17 protein-coding genes and 2 pseudogenes are annotated in these 17,521 nt (G+C 70.5%); 10 read left to right on the plus strand and 9 right to left on the minus strand.

Annotation, left to right across the window (positions count from 1 at the left end; all coding sequences use genetic code 11):
• The first annotated feature begins 53 nt into the window (after window positions 1–53).
• The gene (locus BMW85_RS03820) at window positions 54–995 is read left to right on the plus strand and encodes a ferritin family protein (protein ID WP_177240470.1); all 942 of its coding nucleotides are present in this window, start codon (window positions 54–56) and stop codon (window positions 993–995) included.
• 21 nt (window positions 996–1,016) lie between these two features.
• On the plus strand, window positions 1,017–1,499 hold the full coding sequence (locus BMW85_RS03825; protein ID WP_091076800.1) for a DUF2231 domain-containing protein: 483 nt from the start codon (window positions 1,017–1,019) through the stop codon (window positions 1,497–1,499).
• A gap of 2 nt (window positions 1,500–1,501) precedes the next feature.
• Here BMW85_RS03825 and nhaA read toward each other — a convergent pair whose 3' ends face one another.
• Complete coding sequence (gene nhaA / locus BMW85_RS03830; protein WP_091076802.1) at window positions 1,502–2,812, minus strand: Na+/H+ antiporter NhaA; 1,311 nt, start codon at window positions 2,810–2,812, stop codon at window positions 1,502–1,504.
• A 177-nt stretch (window positions 2,813–2,989) separates the two neighbouring features.
• On the opposite strand from nhaA, the gene BMW85_RS03835 reads away from it, so the two are divergent.
• The gene (locus BMW85_RS03835) at window positions 2,990–3,979 is read left to right on the plus strand and encodes a universal stress protein (protein WP_091076805.1); all 990 of its coding nucleotides are present in this window, start codon (window positions 2,990–2,992) and stop codon (window positions 3,977–3,979) included.
• A 55-nt stretch (window positions 3,980–4,034) separates the two neighbouring features.
• On the opposite strand, the gene BMW85_RS03840 is transcribed toward BMW85_RS03835, so the two are convergent.
• Both BMW85_RS03840 and BMW85_RS03845 read right to left on the minus strand, forming a co-directional pair.
• Window positions 4,035–4,244 (minus strand): DUF397 domain-containing protein, encoded by a 210-nt coding sequence (locus BMW85_RS03840; RefSeq protein ID WP_091076807.1) that lies wholly within the window; start codon window positions 4,242–4,244, stop codon window positions 4,035–4,037.
• A complete protein-coding gene (locus tag BMW85_RS03845) occupies window positions 4,235–5,062 on the minus strand; it encodes a helix-turn-helix domain-containing protein (RefSeq protein WP_177240471.1) in 828 nt (275 codons plus the stop codon). Before BMW85_RS03845 ends, BMW85_RS03840 begins: the two co-directional genes overlap by 10 nt.
• 212 nt (window positions 5,063–5,274) lie before the next feature.
• Here BMW85_RS03845 and BMW85_RS03850 point away from each other — a divergent pair, with 212 nt between their 5' ends.
• From BMW85_RS03850 to BMW85_RS03860, 3 genes are read left to right on the plus strand one after another with little or no spacing between them, the layout of a single operon-like run.
• Window positions 5,275–5,562: a hypothetical protein gene (locus BMW85_RS03850; protein ID WP_091076813.1), complete on the plus strand. Its 288-nt coding sequence runs from the start codon at window positions 5,275–5,277 to the stop codon at window positions 5,560–5,562.
• Window positions 5,559–6,032, plus strand: a complete 474-nt coding sequence (locus BMW85_RS03855) for an ATP-binding protein (RefSeq protein WP_177240472.1) — start codon at window positions 5,559–5,561, stop codon at window positions 6,030–6,032. The genes BMW85_RS03850 and BMW85_RS03855 overlap by 4 nt, the downstream gene beginning before the upstream one ends.
• Before the next feature lie 2 nt (window positions 6,033–6,034).
• A complete protein-coding gene (locus BMW85_RS03860; RefSeq protein WP_218155640.1) occupies window positions 6,035–7,630 on the plus strand; it encodes an ATP-binding protein in 1,596 nt (531 codons plus the stop codon).
• A gap of 26 nt (window positions 7,631–7,656) precedes the next feature.
• Here the strand turns inward: BMW85_RS03860 and BMW85_RS50740 are convergent, their stop codons facing one another.
• The 3 genes and pseudogenes from BMW85_RS50740 to BMW85_RS52460 all read right to left on the minus strand — a co-directional run.
• The gene (locus BMW85_RS50740; RefSeq protein ID WP_245774588.1) at window positions 7,657–8,259 is read right to left on the minus strand and encodes a hypothetical protein; all 603 of its coding nucleotides are present in this window, start codon (window positions 8,257–8,259) and stop codon (window positions 7,657–7,659) included.
• Window positions 8,260–8,598: 339 nt separating this feature from the next.
• A pseudogene (locus tag BMW85_RS52455) lies at window positions 8,599–8,784 on the minus strand (HNH endonuclease family protein); the annotation flags it as partial.
• A gap of 736 nt (window positions 8,785–9,520) precedes the next feature.
• Window positions 9,521–10,192 (minus strand): annotated as a pseudogene (locus tag BMW85_RS52460) (DUF262 domain-containing protein); the annotation flags it as partial.
• A 175-nt stretch (window positions 10,193–10,367) separates the two neighbouring features.
• Between BMW85_RS52460 and BMW85_RS03875 the strand changes: the two are divergent.
• The 4 genes from BMW85_RS03875 to BMW85_RS03890 are packed head-to-tail and all read left to right on the plus strand — an operon-like array spanning window position 10,368 to window position 14,144.
• The gene (locus tag BMW85_RS03875) at window positions 10,368–11,408 is read left to right on the plus strand and encodes an acyl-CoA dehydrogenase family protein (protein ID WP_091076818.1); all 1,041 of its coding nucleotides are present in this window, start codon (window positions 10,368–10,370) and stop codon (window positions 11,406–11,408) included.
• Window positions 11,405–12,511 (plus strand): acyl-CoA dehydrogenase family protein, encoded by a 1,107-nt coding sequence (locus tag BMW85_RS03880; protein WP_091076821.1) that lies wholly within the window; start codon window positions 11,405–11,407, stop codon window positions 12,509–12,511. The genes BMW85_RS03875 and BMW85_RS03880 overlap by 4 nt, the downstream gene beginning before the upstream one ends.
• Entirely contained in the window at window positions 12,508–13,332 is an 825-nt protein-coding gene (locus BMW85_RS03885; protein WP_091076823.1) for an SDR family NAD(P)-dependent oxidoreductase, read from the plus strand. The genes BMW85_RS03880 and BMW85_RS03885 overlap by 4 nt, the downstream gene beginning before the upstream one ends.
• 35 nt (window positions 13,333–13,367) lie before the next feature.
• Entirely contained in the window at window positions 13,368–14,144 is a 777-nt protein-coding gene (locus BMW85_RS03890; protein ID WP_218155641.1) for a FadR/GntR family transcriptional regulator, read from the plus strand.
• 54 nt (window positions 14,145–14,198) lie between these two features.
• Here the strand turns inward: BMW85_RS03890 and BMW85_RS03895 are convergent, their stop codons facing one another.
• From BMW85_RS03895 to BMW85_RS03905, 3 genes are read right to left on the minus strand one after another with little or no spacing between them, the layout of a single operon-like run.
• Window positions 14,199–15,152 (minus strand): acyl-CoA dehydrogenase family protein, encoded by a 954-nt coding sequence (locus tag BMW85_RS03895; RefSeq protein WP_091076827.1) that lies wholly within the window; start codon window positions 15,150–15,152, stop codon window positions 14,199–14,201.
• Window positions 15,142–16,290: an acyl-CoA dehydrogenase family protein gene (locus BMW85_RS03900; RefSeq protein WP_245774589.1), complete on the minus strand. Its 1,149-nt coding sequence runs from the start codon at window positions 16,288–16,290 to the stop codon at window positions 15,142–15,144. Before BMW85_RS03900 ends, BMW85_RS03895 begins: the two co-directional genes overlap by 11 nt.
• A gap of 17 nt (window positions 16,291–16,307) precedes the next feature.
• Entirely contained in the window at window positions 16,308–17,519 is a 1,212-nt protein-coding gene (locus BMW85_RS03905) for an ABC transporter substrate-binding protein (protein ID WP_245774590.1), read from the minus strand.
• Window positions 17,520–17,521: the final 2 nt, after the last annotated feature.

Consider the following 17,521-nt stretch of genomic DNA (forward strand, 5'->3'; position numbering starts at 1 on the left):
GCAAGCCCTCTCCTTACGGCCATAGGTATCCACACCCGGCCGGGGAGGTCGAGATGATCACCTTGTCCGCACGCGCACTCATCACCGGCGCTTTCACCACCCTCGCACTGAGCACGCCCATGGGCGCCGCGTCCGCCTCGCCGGTGGACCCGCCCAGCCCGCAGACCCAGAAGGACCTCGATCAGTCGATGCGCGGTGAGGCGTTCGCCAACGCCTCCTACCGTCTGTACGCGGCCCAGGCCGAGCGGGAGAACCTGCCGTCGGTGGCCCGGCTGTTCGAGCGCACCGCCGACGTCGAGCACGGCGAGCACTTCAGGGAATCGGCCGAGCTGAGCGGCCTCGTCCGGAGCGACGCCGAGAACCTGCGTGCCGCGGAGGCCGGGGAGATCTACGAGTCCCGCACCATGTATCCCGGCTTCGCACGGGACGCCAAGGCCGGGGGCGACACCCGGGCGGCCAAACGCTTCTCCGAGATCGCCCGTGACGAGGGCAAACACGCGCGGGCGTTCGGGGCCGCGCTGCGCGCCGTCGAGTCCGGTGCCGCCGAGTCCGGCGGAGGCGCGATGCCGAAGCCGCCGGAGGCCGAGCCGGAGCAGGTCCCGCAGGGTCCGCCCGAGGTGCGCGCGCAGCGCACCAAGACCGATCTGGACAAGGCGCTGCACGGCGAGGCGCTCGCGTACGCCAAGTACCACGAGTTCGCCGAGCACGCCGAGAACCCTGCCGTGGGGAAGCTCTTCCGCGGCGCCGCCGACGTGGAGCTGCACGAGCACTTCGCCGGCGAGGCCAAGCTGGCCGGGCTGGTCGGCGACACGCGCGCCAACCTCACCAAGGCCGTCGCCGGCGAACGGTACGAGTCCCAGACCATGTATCCGACCTTCGCCAAGCGCGCCGAGGAGGCGGGCGACAGCCAGGCGGCCGCACGCTTCTCGAACGACGCTCAGGACGAGGCCGGACACGCCCGCGCCTTCCAGCAGGCGCTGGACGAGCTGTCCTGACCATTCCACAGGAAACGGAACATGTTCTTCGGACTGCCCTTGCACCCGCTGGTCGTGCACGCCGCCGTCGTCTGCCTGCCGCTCGCGGCGCTCGGCACCATCTTGATGGCGTTCTGGCCGGCGGCGGCCCGCCGGCTGTGGCCGGCGGTGCTGTTCGTCGCCACCATCGCGCTGGTCGCCGTACCGCTGGCGATCAGCAGCGGCGAGACGCTGGCGGCCACGGTCGGGGAGAACGAGCTCATCGAGGTCCACGAGGAGCAGGGCGAGCTGGTGCTGCCGTTCGTCATCGTGCTCTGGCTGGCCGCGCTGGGCCTCTCCCTGGCGACCCGGTTCATCGGGCACCGCGGGCGCTCGGCGGCCTCGGAAGAGGTCGTCGCGCGCCCGCGGTGGCACGCCGGCGCGATCGTCGTCCTGGCGCTCCTGGCCCTGGTCGGCGGGGTGGGAGGCACCGTCGCCATCGTGCTGGCCGGCCACAGCGGCGCCCAGGCCGTCTGGACCAAGTGAGTTCAGGACTCCTGGTAGACGTCGGGTACGCCGTCGGCGTCGGAGTCGGCGTTCTCCGCCTCGTGGACGCGCCGGTGGGCGCGGGCCCGCAGCCGCAGGATCACCGTCGCGAGGAGCGCAGCGGCGAGCGATCCGGCCAGCACGGCCACCTTGACCTGTTCCGCGCCGGCCGCGCCGAACGCCAGCTCCCCGATCAGCAGGGACACGGTGAATCCGATGCCGGACAGGACGGCCAGGCCCACCAGGTCGATCCAGGCCAGGCCCTCGGCCAGGGTGGCGCGGGTGAAGCGGGCCACCAGCCAGGTCGCGGCCAGGATGCCGAGCGGTTTGCCGAGGAGCAGCCCGGCCGCGATCCCGGCCGCGACCGGCTCGGTCAGCGTCCCGGCCAGGCCGCTCAGCCCGCCGAGCGCGACCCCGGCGGAGAAGAACGCGAAGACGGGGACGGCGATCCCCGCCGAGATCGGCCGGAGCCGGTGCTCGAATCGCTCGGCCGGCCCGGCCTCGTGCCCGGGTGCGGCCGATGATGCGTTCCCGTTCTTCCGCCGCAGGACGGGGACGGTCAGGGCCAGCAGCACCCCGGCCACGGTGGCGTGCACGCCCGAGGCGTGCACCAGCCCCCAGGTGGCGAGCGCCGGCGGCAGCAGCAGCCACCAGGACCGCACTCCGCGCTGGACCAGCACGCCGAACACCGTGAGCGGGACCAGCGCGCCCAGCAGCGGCAGCACCGCCAGGTGCGAGGTGTAGAAGACGGCGATGACGACGATGGCGATGAGGTCGTCCACCACGGCCAGGGTCAGCAGGAAGGTACGCAGCGCGTCCGGCAGGGAGCGGCCGATCACCGCCAGCACCGCCAGCGCGAACGCGATGTCGGTGGCCGTGGGGATCGCCCACCCCTGTCCCGCCCCGGCCGGACCGGCGACCGCCAGGTACGCCAGCGCGGGCACGACGACCCCGCCGAAGGCCGCCGCCACCGGCACCGCGGCCCGCCACGGGTCGCGCAGGTCCCCGGCGACGAACTCGCGTTTCAGCTCCAGCCCCGCCACGAAGAAGAAGATCGCCAGCAGGCCGTCCGCGGCCCAGGTGGCGAGGTCGAGGTGCAGGTGCAGCGCGGCCGGCCCGATCTCGACCGCGCGCAGCTCCTGGTAGGTCTGCGCCCACGGCGAGTTGGCCCAGATGAGCGCGGCCAGCGCGGCGGCCAGCAACAGCGCGCCGCCGATGGTCTCCTTGCGCAGGATGTCGGCGATGCGGCGCGCCTCGGGCCAGCTGCTCCGGCGGAGCAGGCGTGGTGCGTGACGGGTCGGGGTGCCGGGCATGGGTCTCCGCTCGTGGCAGGGTATGGGTCGATCACCTGCCGACCAGACTTCCCGGCGCTCCAACTTCACCGTACCAGCGCGTGAGCCGAGCCTTTGCCTGCCCATGGGGCTCGTGCCGCCGGCCCCGGGGAAGGCTGAACGGGCAGGACCGGATGGTTCCTCTCCCTGGAGGCGGCAGTGAACGACGGCCAGGCCGGCCGGCCCATCCTGGTCGGCTACGACGAATCGGCCGCGAGCCGGCACGCGCTGAACTGGGCGGTCGAGGAGGCGCGGCTGCGGAGGGCGCCCGTGCTGGTCTGTCATGCCCTGCACTGGCCGTACACCACCAAGCCCGTCTCCGCCGAGATGATGGCGCAGATCGAGCAGGTGGCCCAGGGGGTCGTGGACGATGGCGTGCGGCGCGCCCGCGAGCTCGCCCCCGAGGTGGACGCACGGGGGCTCCTCGCACGGGGCACCCCCGCGGCCGTCCTCCTGGAGGCGGGGCGTGAGGCGGAGCTGACGGTGCTGGGATCGCGCGGGCAGGGCGGATTCGACGAGCTGCGGGTGGGGTCGGCGGCCGTCCAGGTGCCCGCACACTGCGTCACCCCGGTCGTCGTCGTACGCCCGGAACTCCGGCCGTCCGCCGCCGATGCCGATGCCGGAGCCGATGCCGGAACCGGAGCCGATGCCGGAACCGGAGCCGGAACCGGAGCCGGTGCCGGAGCCGGAGCCGTCCGGATCGTGGTCGGCCTGGACGGCTCGCCCGCCGGCCTCACGGCCCTGGAGTTCGCCCTGGACGAGGCCGCGCTGCGCCTCGGCGCCGTGACGGCGCTGTGCTGCTGGACGGACTGCGGATCGTCGTCCTGGCCGGATCCGCTGCCCTTCGTGGACTCGAACGCGCTGCGCAGAGGAGCCGAGGACCGCTTCCGCGAGGTCGTGACCCGCCTGGCCGACCGGCGCCCGGACGTGCCGGTGATCACCGAGTTCGTGCCGGAACGCCCGCAGCGCGCGCTGCTCGCCGCGGCCGAGGACGCCGCGCTGCTCGTACTCGGCAACCGGGGGAACGAGTCACGTCCGCGCCTGCTCCTGGGGCCGGTCACGCAGAGCGCGCTGGCCGAAGCCGGATGCCCGGTCGCGGTGACCCCCGCGACCGTCCTGAGACCGCGCACCCCGCCGGATCGGGCTTGATGCAAGGCCCGTGGCCGAAGACAAGCGGAATACGACCACCCCGCGCTGTGCGGCCTTAGTCCGCGAGTGTGTCGAATTCGCCCATCTTCACGCCGCCGATGAATGCCTTCCACTCGTTGCGGGTGAAGAGCAGTTTGGGGCCATGCGGGTCCTTACTGTCACGGACGGCAATCAGCTCAGGAAAGTTCATCGCGACCTCAACGCACTGGCCGCCGTTGTCAGAAGAGCGCGACGACTTCCGCCACTCTGCGTTACTCAGGTCCACCCGCGCCTCGCTTCCTCGATCTTCTGGAGGGACGTTCGCTCAGGATATGCCCACATCCTGAGCGCCTCATAGCGATGCCAAATCGAGGCCACGATATCACGCTCCGTAGTGATGAACGCTTGCGCAGGCGAGTCCGAACTGACCACGTCAGGTTGGCTGTCAGGAAGCTCGGCGATCATGAAGGCGCCCGCCAGCCCGGCCACGCATTCCGGGTCGACGACCTGCAAGAAGACATCGGGCCCCTGGGCCATCTCCAGCAGATGACCCAACTGCTCCTGCATCACCGCGGCACCGCCGATCCTGCGGTGCAGCACACCCTCGTCGACGAGCATCAGCAACAGGGGCGGCTCCTCCCGTTCGAGGATGCGTTGCCGCCGCATGCGAGCTTCGACCCGTTCATCTACTTCTTCGGGCTTGATGCCGGGCGCGTGGCTGAAGATATGGCGGGCGTAGGCCTCGGTCTGGAGAAGTCCGGGGATGAGCAGCGGATCCCACGAGCGCAGGACGCGAAGGGTGGGCTCGATCTCCTCGGCCCAGCTCTTGAACCAGGGCGGATTGCCCGGCTGCGTGACGATGCGTTCATGGAGTTGAGTGAACGAGACACCGCCGGAGGTGTCGAAGAGAAGGTCCAGCCGTTCGGCGTCGGATCGTGACGGCGTGCGGTTCGCCTTCTCCAGTCTGCTCACCTGCGTCTGCGTACAGCCGAGCCGAGCCGCCACCGCGGCCTGGGAGAGCTCTGCTGCCTCGCGCAGCCGCCGCATCTCCGCACCGAAGCGTACGCGCGGAGAATCCGGGTTGAGTGACGGCACAACGTCCATGACATTTCCTCTTTTATTGGAGAAAACGGAAATCCTCTCGGAGTTGATGCCTCCTTTAAACCACACCTGACCGGCTGCTGTCATCAGCCATACTGTCTTGGCCTGCGGAATCAGTGCCCGCCATGACATCAAGAAGGCACGCTGAACACACACCTTCTTGAGCCGGACGTACGCGAATAGCCCGGCACCGCTATTCGCCGGAAGGCGGGAGCATGAGAGAACGCGAAGAACACGAGAGGTTCGGTCACCTGGCCCGGCTGGGATGGGACCTGCGCGGCCTGGGGTACGACATCTCGCTGGTCCTGCCCGCGGCCGGCTCGCCGACCCTGCAGATGTGCACCAAGAACGGCGCCAAGTTCCATATCACCGCCAACCGCCGATACTGCGACTGGGTGTTCACCTGGCGGCCATGGTGGGCACGACTGTGGCGGCGCGACAGGTGGGTGATGGCCCACGCCGACAATGCCGCCGCCGTCATCGCCGCAGAGGTGAACGCATGAGAAGGCACCTTCGCCATGAAGACACCGAAATGGCATTCCCGGAAGCACCGCATATGACGGCACTCAAGCAATTCCCGGCGACGGAGATATCCGTTTTCAGAGCTCGCGAATGGGCACGCTCCCTGCTGTCTCCCGGCGCCCCGCGCCCCGTGCTCGACGACGCGCTCCTCCTGCTCAGCGAAGTCGTCACCAACGCCATCACCCACTCCGACTCCGGCCGAGCCCCCGCAGGCGTGGTGACGGTCCGGATCGCCCGCATCGGTACGGCCGTCCAGGTCGAGGTGACCGACGCCGGCTCGTCCACCAGCGCACCTGCAGTACAGGCTCCAACCCTCGACGACGACACAGGTCGCGGCCTGTGGATGGTGGTCATGCTCGCCGACTCTTGGGGATCGGAACACGACGAGAACCACGGAAAGGTGTGGTTCCTGCTGACCGGACGCGAGCTCCGAGGAGATGGCAAAATGTGATCGTGCCACTACCCTCCGCGAAGTACTTCAACACCACCGGCCCATGCGACCCGCGGATCCACTACATGCTGCCCCCCACACCACGGCTTCCCGAGGCACGGACGCTCATCGAGATGGATCGCTACTTCGTGCTGCACGCGCCCCGGCAGACCGGCAAGACGACCGTCCTGGACGCCCTGGCCTCCGAGCTGACCGCCGAGGGCGACATCGCCGCCCTGTCGTTCTCCTGCGAGCGTGCCAAGTCGGCCGGCGACGACGTCGCCTGGGCGGAGTCGCTTCTGCTTGACTCCCTCCGCGAGGCCGCCACGCTGTCAGGATGGCCGGAGGAACTGCTGCCACCGGATTCCCCGCCGCAGGTCACGCCGGGCAGCCGGTTCGGTGCGGCGCTGCGTGAGTGGTGCCGCCGCTGCCCGCGCCGGGTGGTGCTGTTCCTCGACGAGATCGACGCCCTGCAGGGCAACAGCATGGTCAGCATCCTCAGCCAGCTCCGCGACGGGCACAACAAGCGATCGAAGGGCTATCCGTTCCCCGCGTCGATGGTCCTGTGCGGGCTGCGCGACCTGCGCGACCACAAGGTCGCCTCCGGCGGCGCTCCCGACCGGTTCAACGCGGCAAGCCCGTTCAACATCCTCGCCGACTCACTGCGCCTGGGCGACTTCACCGCTGAGCAGATCGCCGGGCTGTACGACCAGCACACCCGGGCGACCGGCCAGGAGTTCACCAAGGACGCGGTGGACCGTGCCTTCGAGCTGACCCAGGGACAACCCTGGCTGGTCAACGCCCTCGCCCATGAGATCACCTTCAAGATGGGGGTGACAGGGACGATCGGCGACGGGCAGGTGGAGGACGCGAAAGAGCGACTGATCCGGGCGCGCGCCACCCACCTGGACTCCCTGGCAGCCCGGCTCTACGAGCCCCGGGTCAAGCGGGTGATGGAACCGATCGTGGCCGGCGGCTCCTACACCGAGCGCACCAACTCCGACGACCTGTCCTACGCCCGCGACCTCGGGCTGATCACGCAGAAACCTCCACCGCAGGTCGCCAACCCGATCTACCGGGAGGTCATCCTGCGCGTGCTGGGCGATCTGACCGAGCAGAACGTCCATGCCGACCCCCGCAGCTTCGTGCTCCCCGACGGCCGGTTCGACCTGCCGCGCCTGCTGCAGGAGTTCGTCGTCTTCTGGCGCGAACACGGCGAAGTCCTCATCCAGCAGGAGGGCTACCACGAAGCCGCCTGCCAGATCATCCTCATGGCCTTCCTGCACCGCCTGGTCAACGGCGGCGGCTACCTCGACCGCGAGTACGCCGCCGGCACCAAACGCCTGGACGTGTTCGTTCGCTGGCCGTACAGCGGCCCCGATGGCCAACGGCTGATGCAACGCGAAGCCATGGAACTGATGGTGTGGCGACCGGGCGCGGACGACCCGAAGCCCGAGGGTCTGGCTCAGCTCGACCGCTACCTCGACCGGCTGACCCTGCCCACCGGCGTCCTGGTCATCTTCGACCGCCGCCCCGAAGCCGCCCCCTGGCAGGAACGCGGCCGCTTCGAGCAGGCGACCACCCCTTCCGGCCGCCAGGTCACCGTCCTGCGCGTGTGAGGGGTGTCCGAGTCTCGATCAGCCGGTCACCCCTCCTGCTCGTCCGACGCGGTCACCGTCGCCATGAACCAGTCGAGCGCCGCGACGACGACGTCGAACACGGCGATGTTCGCCAACTGGGTGTTCTTGATGGAGGGATACAACTCCAGTTTGGCGACGGGGATGTCCACGCCGGGTGCGTCGTTGAGCCGCTGCCGGAGCTCCTCGCGCAGCGCCGGGTCGTCGAACGGCTTGCGTTTGCGCAGCACACTGAAGGGGATCTCGGCGGTCTTGGCGTAGAAGCGGATGACGTACATGGTCTGCCTGCCGACCTTGATGATCGGCGCGCAGGAGGCGTTCGCGGACGTGCCGTACTGGAGTTCGCCGCCTCGTGAGCGCCAGTGCTCCAGCAGCCGCTGTACCGCGCCGGCCGCCTGCGGGCCGCTGGCCTCGTTGAGCTGGTGCAGGAAGCGCTCTTCCAGCGTCGTCAGCGCTTGCGGCGACAGGGATCCATCTCCCGCGGCCTCTGTTTCGGCCAGATCCGCGGCGATGGGCAGGCCGAGGAGTTCGGCGATTTCGCGGGCGGTGATGTGCTGGTCCGCGGAGGCGCGTCCCGCGTCGTCGAAAACGATGCCTTCCGCGCGCAGCACCTCGTGGACGTCCCGGTCGTCGTCAGGGTCGGTCCAGCGGAAACTCTCGGAGACCTGCCCGGACCTGCTGAGGACCCGGTGCGCGTTGAGCACGGGGACAGTCGCCAGATGGACGCCGACGGGCACCGGATGCGAGCCGATCAGCTCGGCGACATCCGAGTACGAGGTCCAGGTGGCGGCGGGCAGGGCCGCCACGGCGCTGTGCAACAGCGTCCAGTCGCGGGAGGCCGCGCTCCCGCGGCCGGATTCCTCGGGCCCCGGCCAGATGGCGATCGCGCGGTCGGCGATCCGGTCGGCGCGGGCCAGGATCTCGGCCTTGCCCCAGCGCTCGCAGGCGGCGATCTCCCGGTTCATGACCAGTCCGCTCTGACCCAACTGATGGCGCTTGGCGGCGAAGGAGTTGTTGCTCAGCTCCGAGTTGTAGCCGCTGAGCGTGAGATTGCCCAGCGTGTGCACGAGCTGCCGATGCAGGAGATCGGCGTCGTCTCCCCCGTGGGAGAGCTCGCTCAGCCAGTCGGCGGTCATGGACTGCGGCAGGACGTTGCTCGATGGTGATGCGCTTGTCGGCCAGGTCCACCCGCTCCTTGCTGCCCAGCGACTCCTCGATGCGCCGCAGGATGAGCTTCTGCTGCACCGTACGGCCTTGCCAGTAGAAGGCGCGGCTGCGGATCTCCTCCCGCAGCTGCGCGTCCGAAGGCCAGTAGAGCCTGGCCGGCGACAGCGCGGTGCGTACCGCCTGCGGCACGTCCTCCTCGGCGACCAGCTGGACGGCGAGCCGTTGGAAGATCCGGTTGAGGTTGCCCGTCGTCACCCCCGCGATCAGGCGGCGTACGAGGAAGCTCTCGACGTACGTCAGCGCCTCGCTCACCTCCTCGTCGCCGATGTGGTCGTCCTCCCGCAGTTCGAGCAGGCGCATGATCAGCGGGTAGGCCGTGGACGCCTGCCATTCCTTGAGGAAGCGCAGCCGTCCGGCGAACGGCAGATCCTCGGAGGGGAACAGGATCTGGCTGAGGTGCCGCGCGCGACGGTGCAGGTCCTGGACGTACGCCTCGACCTGGCTCTCGTCGCCGGACAGTGTCAAAAGCAGCTGCTGATGCCCCCGGTAGACGGCGTTGTACTGGGCCTCGCCGCCCTCCCGCAGGACCAGCACCAGGTACATCAGTTGTTCCATGGCCTTGGCGTCCAGCTGGTCCTGGATCGGCTTCCAGTACTCGTCATAGACGTGCTGACCACGGGTGGGCAGGCACATGAAGACGTAGTTGCGGATGAGGTCCACCTGGCTGAGCCGCATGCCCGTGTTGTTGATCGACTCGAAGATGCGGAACGCGTTGTCGTCCTTCTCCACCAGGATCTGCACGAGATTGAGCCGGTCCAGCAGCACCGACTCCACCCGCGCGATGTCATGCGGGTCGGCCGGATCGTCGAACTCCTTCAGCATGCTGCGGAAGAACTGGTAGGCGTTGCCGACCAGGCTGTCGGACCTGCCGTCCGACGTGCCGTCCACGCACGCCTTGAATGCCGCTCGGTCGCTCTGTGTTGGGAGGAGCCGGTAGCGCAACTCGCCTTGCTGAAACTTGTTGATCAGGTGGAGTTCGTTGATCCGCTCGCGTGCGCTGGGCTCCTCGGCGACCAGGTGATCTCTGATGGCGCAGAGGGCGAGCATCAGGGTGGTGAGACGCTGCTGGCCGTCCACGATGATCCACTGGGAGCGGCTCGGCGCCAGCTCCGGGCCGGGTGCGAGGACGACCGATCCCATGAAGTGGCTGGGGGCGTCTTGCCGCTGCTCGGCCAGCACGTCGACCTGGGCGGTGATGTCCGTCCACAGCTGAGTGAGCTGGGGGCGTTCCCAGGTGTATTGGCGCTGGTAGAGAGGGACCAGTAACTGCTGGTCGCCCTGGATGAGCTTGCGAAGGGTGGTTTCGTTGGCCTTCATGCCGTCCCGTTCACGATGTAAGCAAGCAGTGCCTTTGCAGGCACATTAAGTTACGACGACTGAGGGGCGGCCACAAGGTTCGTTTAACATCTAAATCATATGCAGGTAAAGGCGAAAATCCGGTACGATCTGCCTTGACGGCGATCCCACTCCAGCGAGGAGAAACCGGACAAAGATGACGGACTGGCAGCTTCTAGCCCCGGACGAGGACAGCCTCGCCCTCGCCGACACCGCCCGCGCCCAGTTCCGATCGCTGCGCGGCCCGGCGGTCATGCGGGCCGCACTCGACGGCGGTGTGGCGGGCGGGTGGGAGACGGTCGCGGAGGGCGGTTACGTCGACATCGGGATACCCGAGGAGCTCGGCGGGATCGGCCGGATGATCGACCTGGTGGTCATGCTTGAAGAAGCCGGGCGCGCCCTGCTGACCGCTCCCCTGCTGGCATCGGCGCTCGCGTTCCGTACGCAGGTCGCGGCCGGGGTGCATCGGGAGGAGTTCCGGCGGGCGCCCGCGGGCTTCGGGATCGCCGAAGGGGTGGTCGACGAGGGCGGCCGGTGCCGGGTCGAGCGGGTGCACGTTCTGGGCGGTCATGGTGCCGCCGCGTTCACCCTGGTCGTGCAAGGCCCGGAGCAGGTGTGGGTCGTCGTGGTGGATCCGGAGGGTGAGGGGGTTGAGGCGGTCGAGCAGGACACTCTGGTCGATCCCTCACGGCCGCTTCCGGCGTTCCGGCTCGGGCACAAGACGGGCGTGGCCGCCGCCGAATGGCGGGAGTTGGCGTTCGGTGATCTGGAGCGGGTGCTGGCGGGGGCTCGGGTCTGTGTCGCGGCCGACCTCGTCGGGACCGCCGCGGGCGCCCTGGACGGGGCCGTCGAGCATGTGCTCCAGCGCAGGCAGTTCGGGCGGGCCATCGGTGCCTTCCAGGGGGTCAAGCACCAGCTCGCGGACGCCTACACGGCGGTCGAGCGGGCCCGGAGCCTCGTCTACGGCGCGGCCCTGAGCCTGGACCCCCGGGACTGTCTGCTGGCCAACGCGGTCGCGGCCGAGACGGCCGTGCGGGTCACGTCGCTGTTCACCCAGCTCATGGGCGCCATGGGGGTCACGTTCGAGGCGGACTGTCACCTGTTCCTGCGGCGCGCCCACCAGACGGCCTGCCTGCTCGGGGAGCCGGACGCCCTTTACCTGGCGGCGGCGCGGATCGAAAGGCGGATCTCCCGATGACGGATGTGACCTCCGAGTTCGAGGCGTTCCTCGACGGCTTCCTGCCCGCGGACTACGCCGAGAACTACCGGCACTATCGCCGCGACGTGAAGCTGCGCACCGAGTACCAGGCCGCCGCGTTCGACGCGGGCTGGCTGGTCCCCGAGTGGGGGCCGGGCGAGGGCGGGCGCGGTCTGAGCGTTCCCGACGCGCTGGCCGTCAAGCTCGCGGGCGCGCGCCGCCGGGTGCCGCGGCTGATGAACATCCAGGGCGCCGGGGTCGCGGCGCCGGCCATCAGATCGTACGGCACCGCCGCCCAGCGGGCGCGGCTGCTGCGGCCGGCCACGCGCGGGGACGAGTGGTGGGCGCTCGGCATGTCGGAGCCCGGCGCCGGGTCCGACCTGGCCGCGCTGCGGACGACGGCGACGCTCGCCGACGGGGTGTTCACCGTGAGCGGTCAGAAGGTGTGGACGACGCAGGCGGACGAGGCCCGGTGGTGCGCGCTGTACGTCCGCACCGACCCGGAGGCGAGGCCGCACCGCGGCATCTCCTGCCTGATCCTCGACCTGCGCAGTCCCGGGGTGGAGGTGCGGCCGATCCGCACCGCCGGGCCGGCGGTCGAGTCCTTCTGCGAGGTCTTCCTCGACGAGGTGAAGGTGCCGGAGGAGGCGCTGCTGGGCCCGCTGCACGGCGGCTGGGGCGTGGCCATGTCCAGCCTCGAACACGAGCGGGACATGATCTGGATCAACACCTGGCTGGAGACCACCCGCGCGCTGGAGCCGACGCTGACGGCGCCGGAGCTGTCGGAGCACCAGCTCGTCCGGCTGGGCCGGTCGCTGGCGGACGCGGAGGGGGTGCGGCTGACCGGGCTGCGGACCGCCGCCCAGCGGTGGGCGGGCCTGCCGTCCCCCGCGTCGTCGATTCTCAAGCTGCTCGGCTCGGAGTCGGTGCAGCGCGCGGCCCTGCTGTCGCTGGAGAGCGCCGGGGCGCGGGCGTTCGACGATCCCGCGCTCTTCGACGAGCGGCTCGAATCGCTGGCGGCCACCATCTACGGCGGCACGTCGGAAATCCAACGCAACATCATCGCGGAGCGTACGCTCGGACTACCGAAAGGCACGCCATGACAGAGACCCACCCCCTGCTGGGCCGGACAGCCGTCGTGTCCGGAGCCGGACGCGGACTCGGCCGGGCGATCTCCACCGCGCTCGCCGGGGCGGGCGCCGTGGTGTGCGGCGTCTCCCGCAACGCGGAGGAGCTGGAGAGCCTCGCGGCGGAGATCAAGGCCGCGGGCGGCCAGGCGTACGCCTTCCCCGCCGACATCCGCAGTCCCGCCGACCTCGACCGGCTGCGCGACGCCGTGCTGGCCGAGGTGGGCGGCGTCGACATCCTGGTCAACAACGCCGGCAACCTGGTGAAGCGGCCGGTCGTCCCGCTGCCCGTGGACGAGGCGGCCGGGGAGAAGGTGGGGCAGCCGGGCTCGGGGCCGGCCGGTGTCGCCATGACCGACGAGGAGTGGGACTCGGTGCTGGACACGCACGTCCGCGGATCGCTCCACCTCGTGAGATCATTTGTGCCGGGGATGCTGGAGCGGAGGCGCGGCCGGGTGATCAACATCGCGTCGAGCAGCGTCGCCCGGTCGGCCAACCTGACGGTGAGCTACCAGGTCGCCAAGGGTGCCATCGCCCAGCTCACCCGGGCGCTGGCCAAGGAGTGGGCGGCCTTCGGCGTCACCGTCAACACCATCGCTCCGGGGCATTTCCGCACCAGCATGACGCAGGCTCTTCACGACAGTCCAGAAGGTCAGGCCTGGCTGAAGGAGCGCATCCCGATGCGGCGCACCGGCGATCCCAGGGAGCTGGGGGCGCTGGCCGTCCATCTGTCGGGGGACCTCGCTTCGTTCATCACCGGCCAGACCATCTTCATCGACGGCGGTGAAACACTCTGATGACCGAGTCCGAGATCCCACCACGCCCCCGCCGCATGCCTTTGCGGACACCGCGGGTGGCCGAGGCCCTGGCGGCGCAGCTCAGGCTGCGCATCCTGGAAGGTGATCTCGCCGACGGGGCGGAGCTGCCCACGGAGCCGGTGCTGCTCCAGGAGTACCCGGTCAGCCGGCCGAGCCTGCGCGAGGCGTTCCGCATCCTGGAGACGGAAGGGCTGGTGGTGGTCCGGCGCGGCAAGCGCGGCGGCACCGTCATCAAGGCCCCGGCCCCCGGGTCGGCCGCCTACCACATGGGGCTGCTGCTGCACGCGCGCGCCACCCCCATGCGGGACCTGGCGGCGGCCCGCAACCTGCTGGAGCCGCTGTGCGCTGAGCACGCGGCGGGCCGCGACGACCACGAGGCGGTCGCCGTACGGCTGCGGCAGCTCAACGAGGAGGCCGCGCAGGTCGTGGAGGACGGGCCGGCGTTCACCGGGGCGTCGGTCAGGTTCCACGAAGGGCTGGTGGACGCGGCCGGCAACGAGACGCTGCGGGTGGTCGTCGGGATGCTGGAGAGCGTCTGGAGCGTACAGGAGCGGGGATGGGCCCGCCGGGCGTCCGACGAGGCGAGCTACCCACCGGTGGACCGGCGGCACGCGGTGCTGCGCGCGCACGGCGCCATCGAGAAGGCCATCGGGGCGGGGGACGTGGCGCTGGCCGGCAAGCTCATGCGGGCGCACCTGGAGGCGTCGCAACTGTACGTCGCCTCCGACGACGCCCCGCCCGTCCAGGTGCTGGACGAGTACGGCAACCCGCGCATGGACGCCCGCGACTGAGACCGAGGAGCACAAAAAAGGCCGGTCAGGTCCTGGACCTGACCGGCCTTCGCGCTACCGCCAGGCGGCCACCGGGTAGACGCCGTCGAACCCCTCCGCCGCGACGGCCCGCGCCAGCAGCCCGGTCGAGGCGATCCGCCCGGCCGGCCGGTGCAGCACGCTCTGCAGGTGGCGGTCGATCACGGTGAGGTCGTGCTCCTCGCACAGGCCCATGGCGCCCATCACCTGGTGCCCGTTGGCCAGCACCGTGTTCGCCGCCTCGATCATCTGCACCCGCAGCGCCAGCAGGTCGGCCGAGCGCGCCTCGCCCCTGCGGACGAGCCACCACGCGTGCAGCGCCAGCTCCTCCAGCCCGTCGAGCGCGAGGGACAGGTCCGCGACGCGCCACCGGATCTCGCCGAACTTGCCGATCGGCTTGCCGAACTGCTGCCGGTCCCGCGCGTGCGTCACCGCCAGGTCGGCGGCGGTGGCGAGCGCGCCGGTGACCCAGAAGGCGTCGAGCAGCATGCGCATCGCCGTGACCCGGGCCGCGTCCACGCCCGGCACCTCGGGGCCGAGGACGACGCCGGACGCGAACGGGTCCAGCGGCGCCGGGCGCGGCGCTCCGGCCGTGACCCGGCGGGCGACGCCCCGGTCCAGGTCGACGGCGACGGCGTCGCGCAGCAGGTCGGCGTGGTCGAGCCGTTCGACGTCCCCCGAGGTCAGGTGGACGCCGCCGACGTCGCCGCGCAGGTCGGCGGGCACGGCCAGCTCGTGTGCGAGCGGCCAGGGCAGCACGACGGCGCCGGCCGCCCGGACCGCCAGCATGACGGCGGCCGACTCGTCCTCCTCGCCCCACGGGTCGAGGCCGCGCAGGTCGAGCCGGTCCAGGGCGGGCGCGGCGAGCGCCTCGCGCCGGGTCCGGTCCGCCTCGGCGGCGCGCGCGAGGTCCACCCCGCCGAGCGCGTCGAAGGCCCTGGTCACGCTCTCCTCGTAGGCGACGGCCGCCTGCGGCCAGTCACGACGCACGCCGGTCCCCCTCGATCGAGGAGCGGGCGACGAGCATGCGCTGCACCTCGATGGTGCCGGAGGCGATGGTCGCGGAGCGGGCGTACCGGAAGACGTCCTCGACGTGGCCGAGCAGGCCGGCCGACGGGTCGGGGACGAGGGCGTCGGCGCCGGAGAGGTCGAGAGCCAGCGCGGCCACCTCCTGGTCGAGTTGGATGGAGGCCAGCCGCGCGATGGAGGCCTCCCTGTCGGTGAGCCGGCCGGCGTCGTTCAGGGCGACGGCGCGGTAGTTGAGCAGCCTGGCCACCCGGGCGTGCACCAGGGCGCGGGCGTACTCGTGCAGGGCGGCGGGTTCGGCCAGGGACGGGTGGCCGGCCAGCGCGGCGAGCACCCGCTCGTCGCGGGCGTAGCGGGAGATGCCGATCCGCTCGTGCTTCATGACCCGCCGGATGACGTCCCAGCCTCGGCCGACCTCGCCGAGCACCGCTTCGGGGCCGATGCGTACGTCGTCGAAGAACACCTCGTTGAGGTGCTGTTCCCCCATGATCGACTCGATCGGTACGACCCGGATGCCGGGCGAGTCCATCGGCACCAGGAAGATGGTGATGCCGTCGTGCTTGGCCGCTCCTCTGCCGGTACGGGCGGCGAGGAAGCACCACTGCGCGAGTCCCGCGTACGAGGTCCAGATCTTCTGGCCGTTCAGCACCCATTCGCCGTCGTGGAGCTCGGCGCCGAGCTGCAGCGAGGCGAGGTCGGAGCCGGCGCCGGGTTCGCTGAACCCCTGGCACCACACGGCCTGGCCGGAGGAGATGGCGGGCAGGTGCAGCGCCTTCTGCTCCGGCGTGCCGACCTCCATGATCACCGGTCCGACCCAGTTCAGGCCCATGTACTGCGGTCCGCGGGGCTCGAAGTGCGCCCACATCTCCTCCCGCAGGACGGCCTGCTGCCAGATGTCGGTGCCGGCGCCCCCGTACTCCTCGGGCCAGCTGAGCGTGAGGAGCTGCTCCTCGGCGAGACGCTCGACGACCCTGGTCACCACCGACTGGACCGCCGGGTCCGGCGAGAACGACGTCGTCCAGTCGTCGGGGAGGAGCTCCGCCAGCAGGGCCCGCAGGCGGACGCGCAACGCGTCCGCCCGCGTTCCCAGCCGGAGATCCACTGAGGTCTCCTCGGGCATTACTCCCCCGCACTCACGGCGGCTTCGACACACTTGCCGTCCGGGCACGGCTGAGCGGGTACGAAGACGCCGAGCTGGTCGGCATCGATTCCGATGCGCTTGTCGGGGCCGAAGGTGTACGTGCCGTTGGCGCCCTTGAAGGTCCCCCCGGAGACGAGCGCCTTCTTGATCGCGTCGGGCTCGGTGGACTTGGCCTGCTGCGACGCCTGGGTCACCAGCAGCGCCCAGTCGAAGGAGACCGCGCCCACCGAGTCGAGGGCGTTGAACTCGGTCTTGCCCTTGGCCTTGAGGTAGAGCTTGACGAAGTCGGCCGTGATCGAGGCGTCGCCGGTCGAGGACGACAGGAACGTCTTGGCGATGGGCCCGGCGGCGAGGGTCTTCTTCATGCCCTCAGGGATGAGCTCGGTGGTGGCCGGGTCGCCGATGCCGAGCACGGCGGACATCTGCGGGTTCCAGCCGATCTTGTTCAGGCTGGACATGGTGGCGACCAGCGGGGCGCCGTACGACCAGACGATGAGCGACTCGGCGCCCGCGGCCTTCAGCTTGTTGAGCTGCGCGGTGACGTCGGAGGCGGTGTTCGGGAAGCTCTCGTGCACGATCTTGACGTCGGGGAACTGGCTCTGCGCGATGGCGAGCGTGTCCTTGGTCTGCGAGGTGCCGAAGGCCGAGGAGTCGTCGAGCACGGCGACCGTCTTGCCGGCCGAGGCCGCGTACGCCAGCAGCGGCGTGATCGAGGTCTCGCCCGAGGTGCCGGCGCCGGTGCTGAAGGCGTACTTGTACCGCTTGGAGTCGCCGACGTCAGCGGCGATCGAGCCGATGCCGCCGGCGGTGTCGCCGGGTACCTTGACCTGGTTGAGCACGTCCTGGACGGGCGGGAACGCCTCGGTGGTGAAGTAGAGCGCGGACACGCCGTCCTGGGCGAGCGCCCGGGTGGCGGCGACGGCCGCGGTCGGCTCGCCCTTGGTGTCGCGCTGCTCGATCACGATCTTCGTGCCGGGGTTGTGCTGCTCGACGTACTCGGCGCCGGCCTTGAGCCCGGCCAGCGAGTTCTGGCCGCTCGGGGAGAGCGGGCCGGTGAGCGCCCCGACGAAACCGATCTTGATGGTGGTGCCTTCGGCGGTGTCGCCGGAGGATCCGCCGTCGCCGCACGCGGCGAGCGCGAGCAGCGCCGCGCACACCACGGCTGTGCCCGTTGTGGCACGTTTCCTCATGG

The sequence above is a fragment of the Nonomuraea wenchangensis genome (genome assembly GCF_900111685.1).
GTDB lineage: Bacteria > Actinomycetota > Actinomycetes > Streptosporangiales > Streptosporangiaceae > Nonomuraea > Nonomuraea wenchangensis.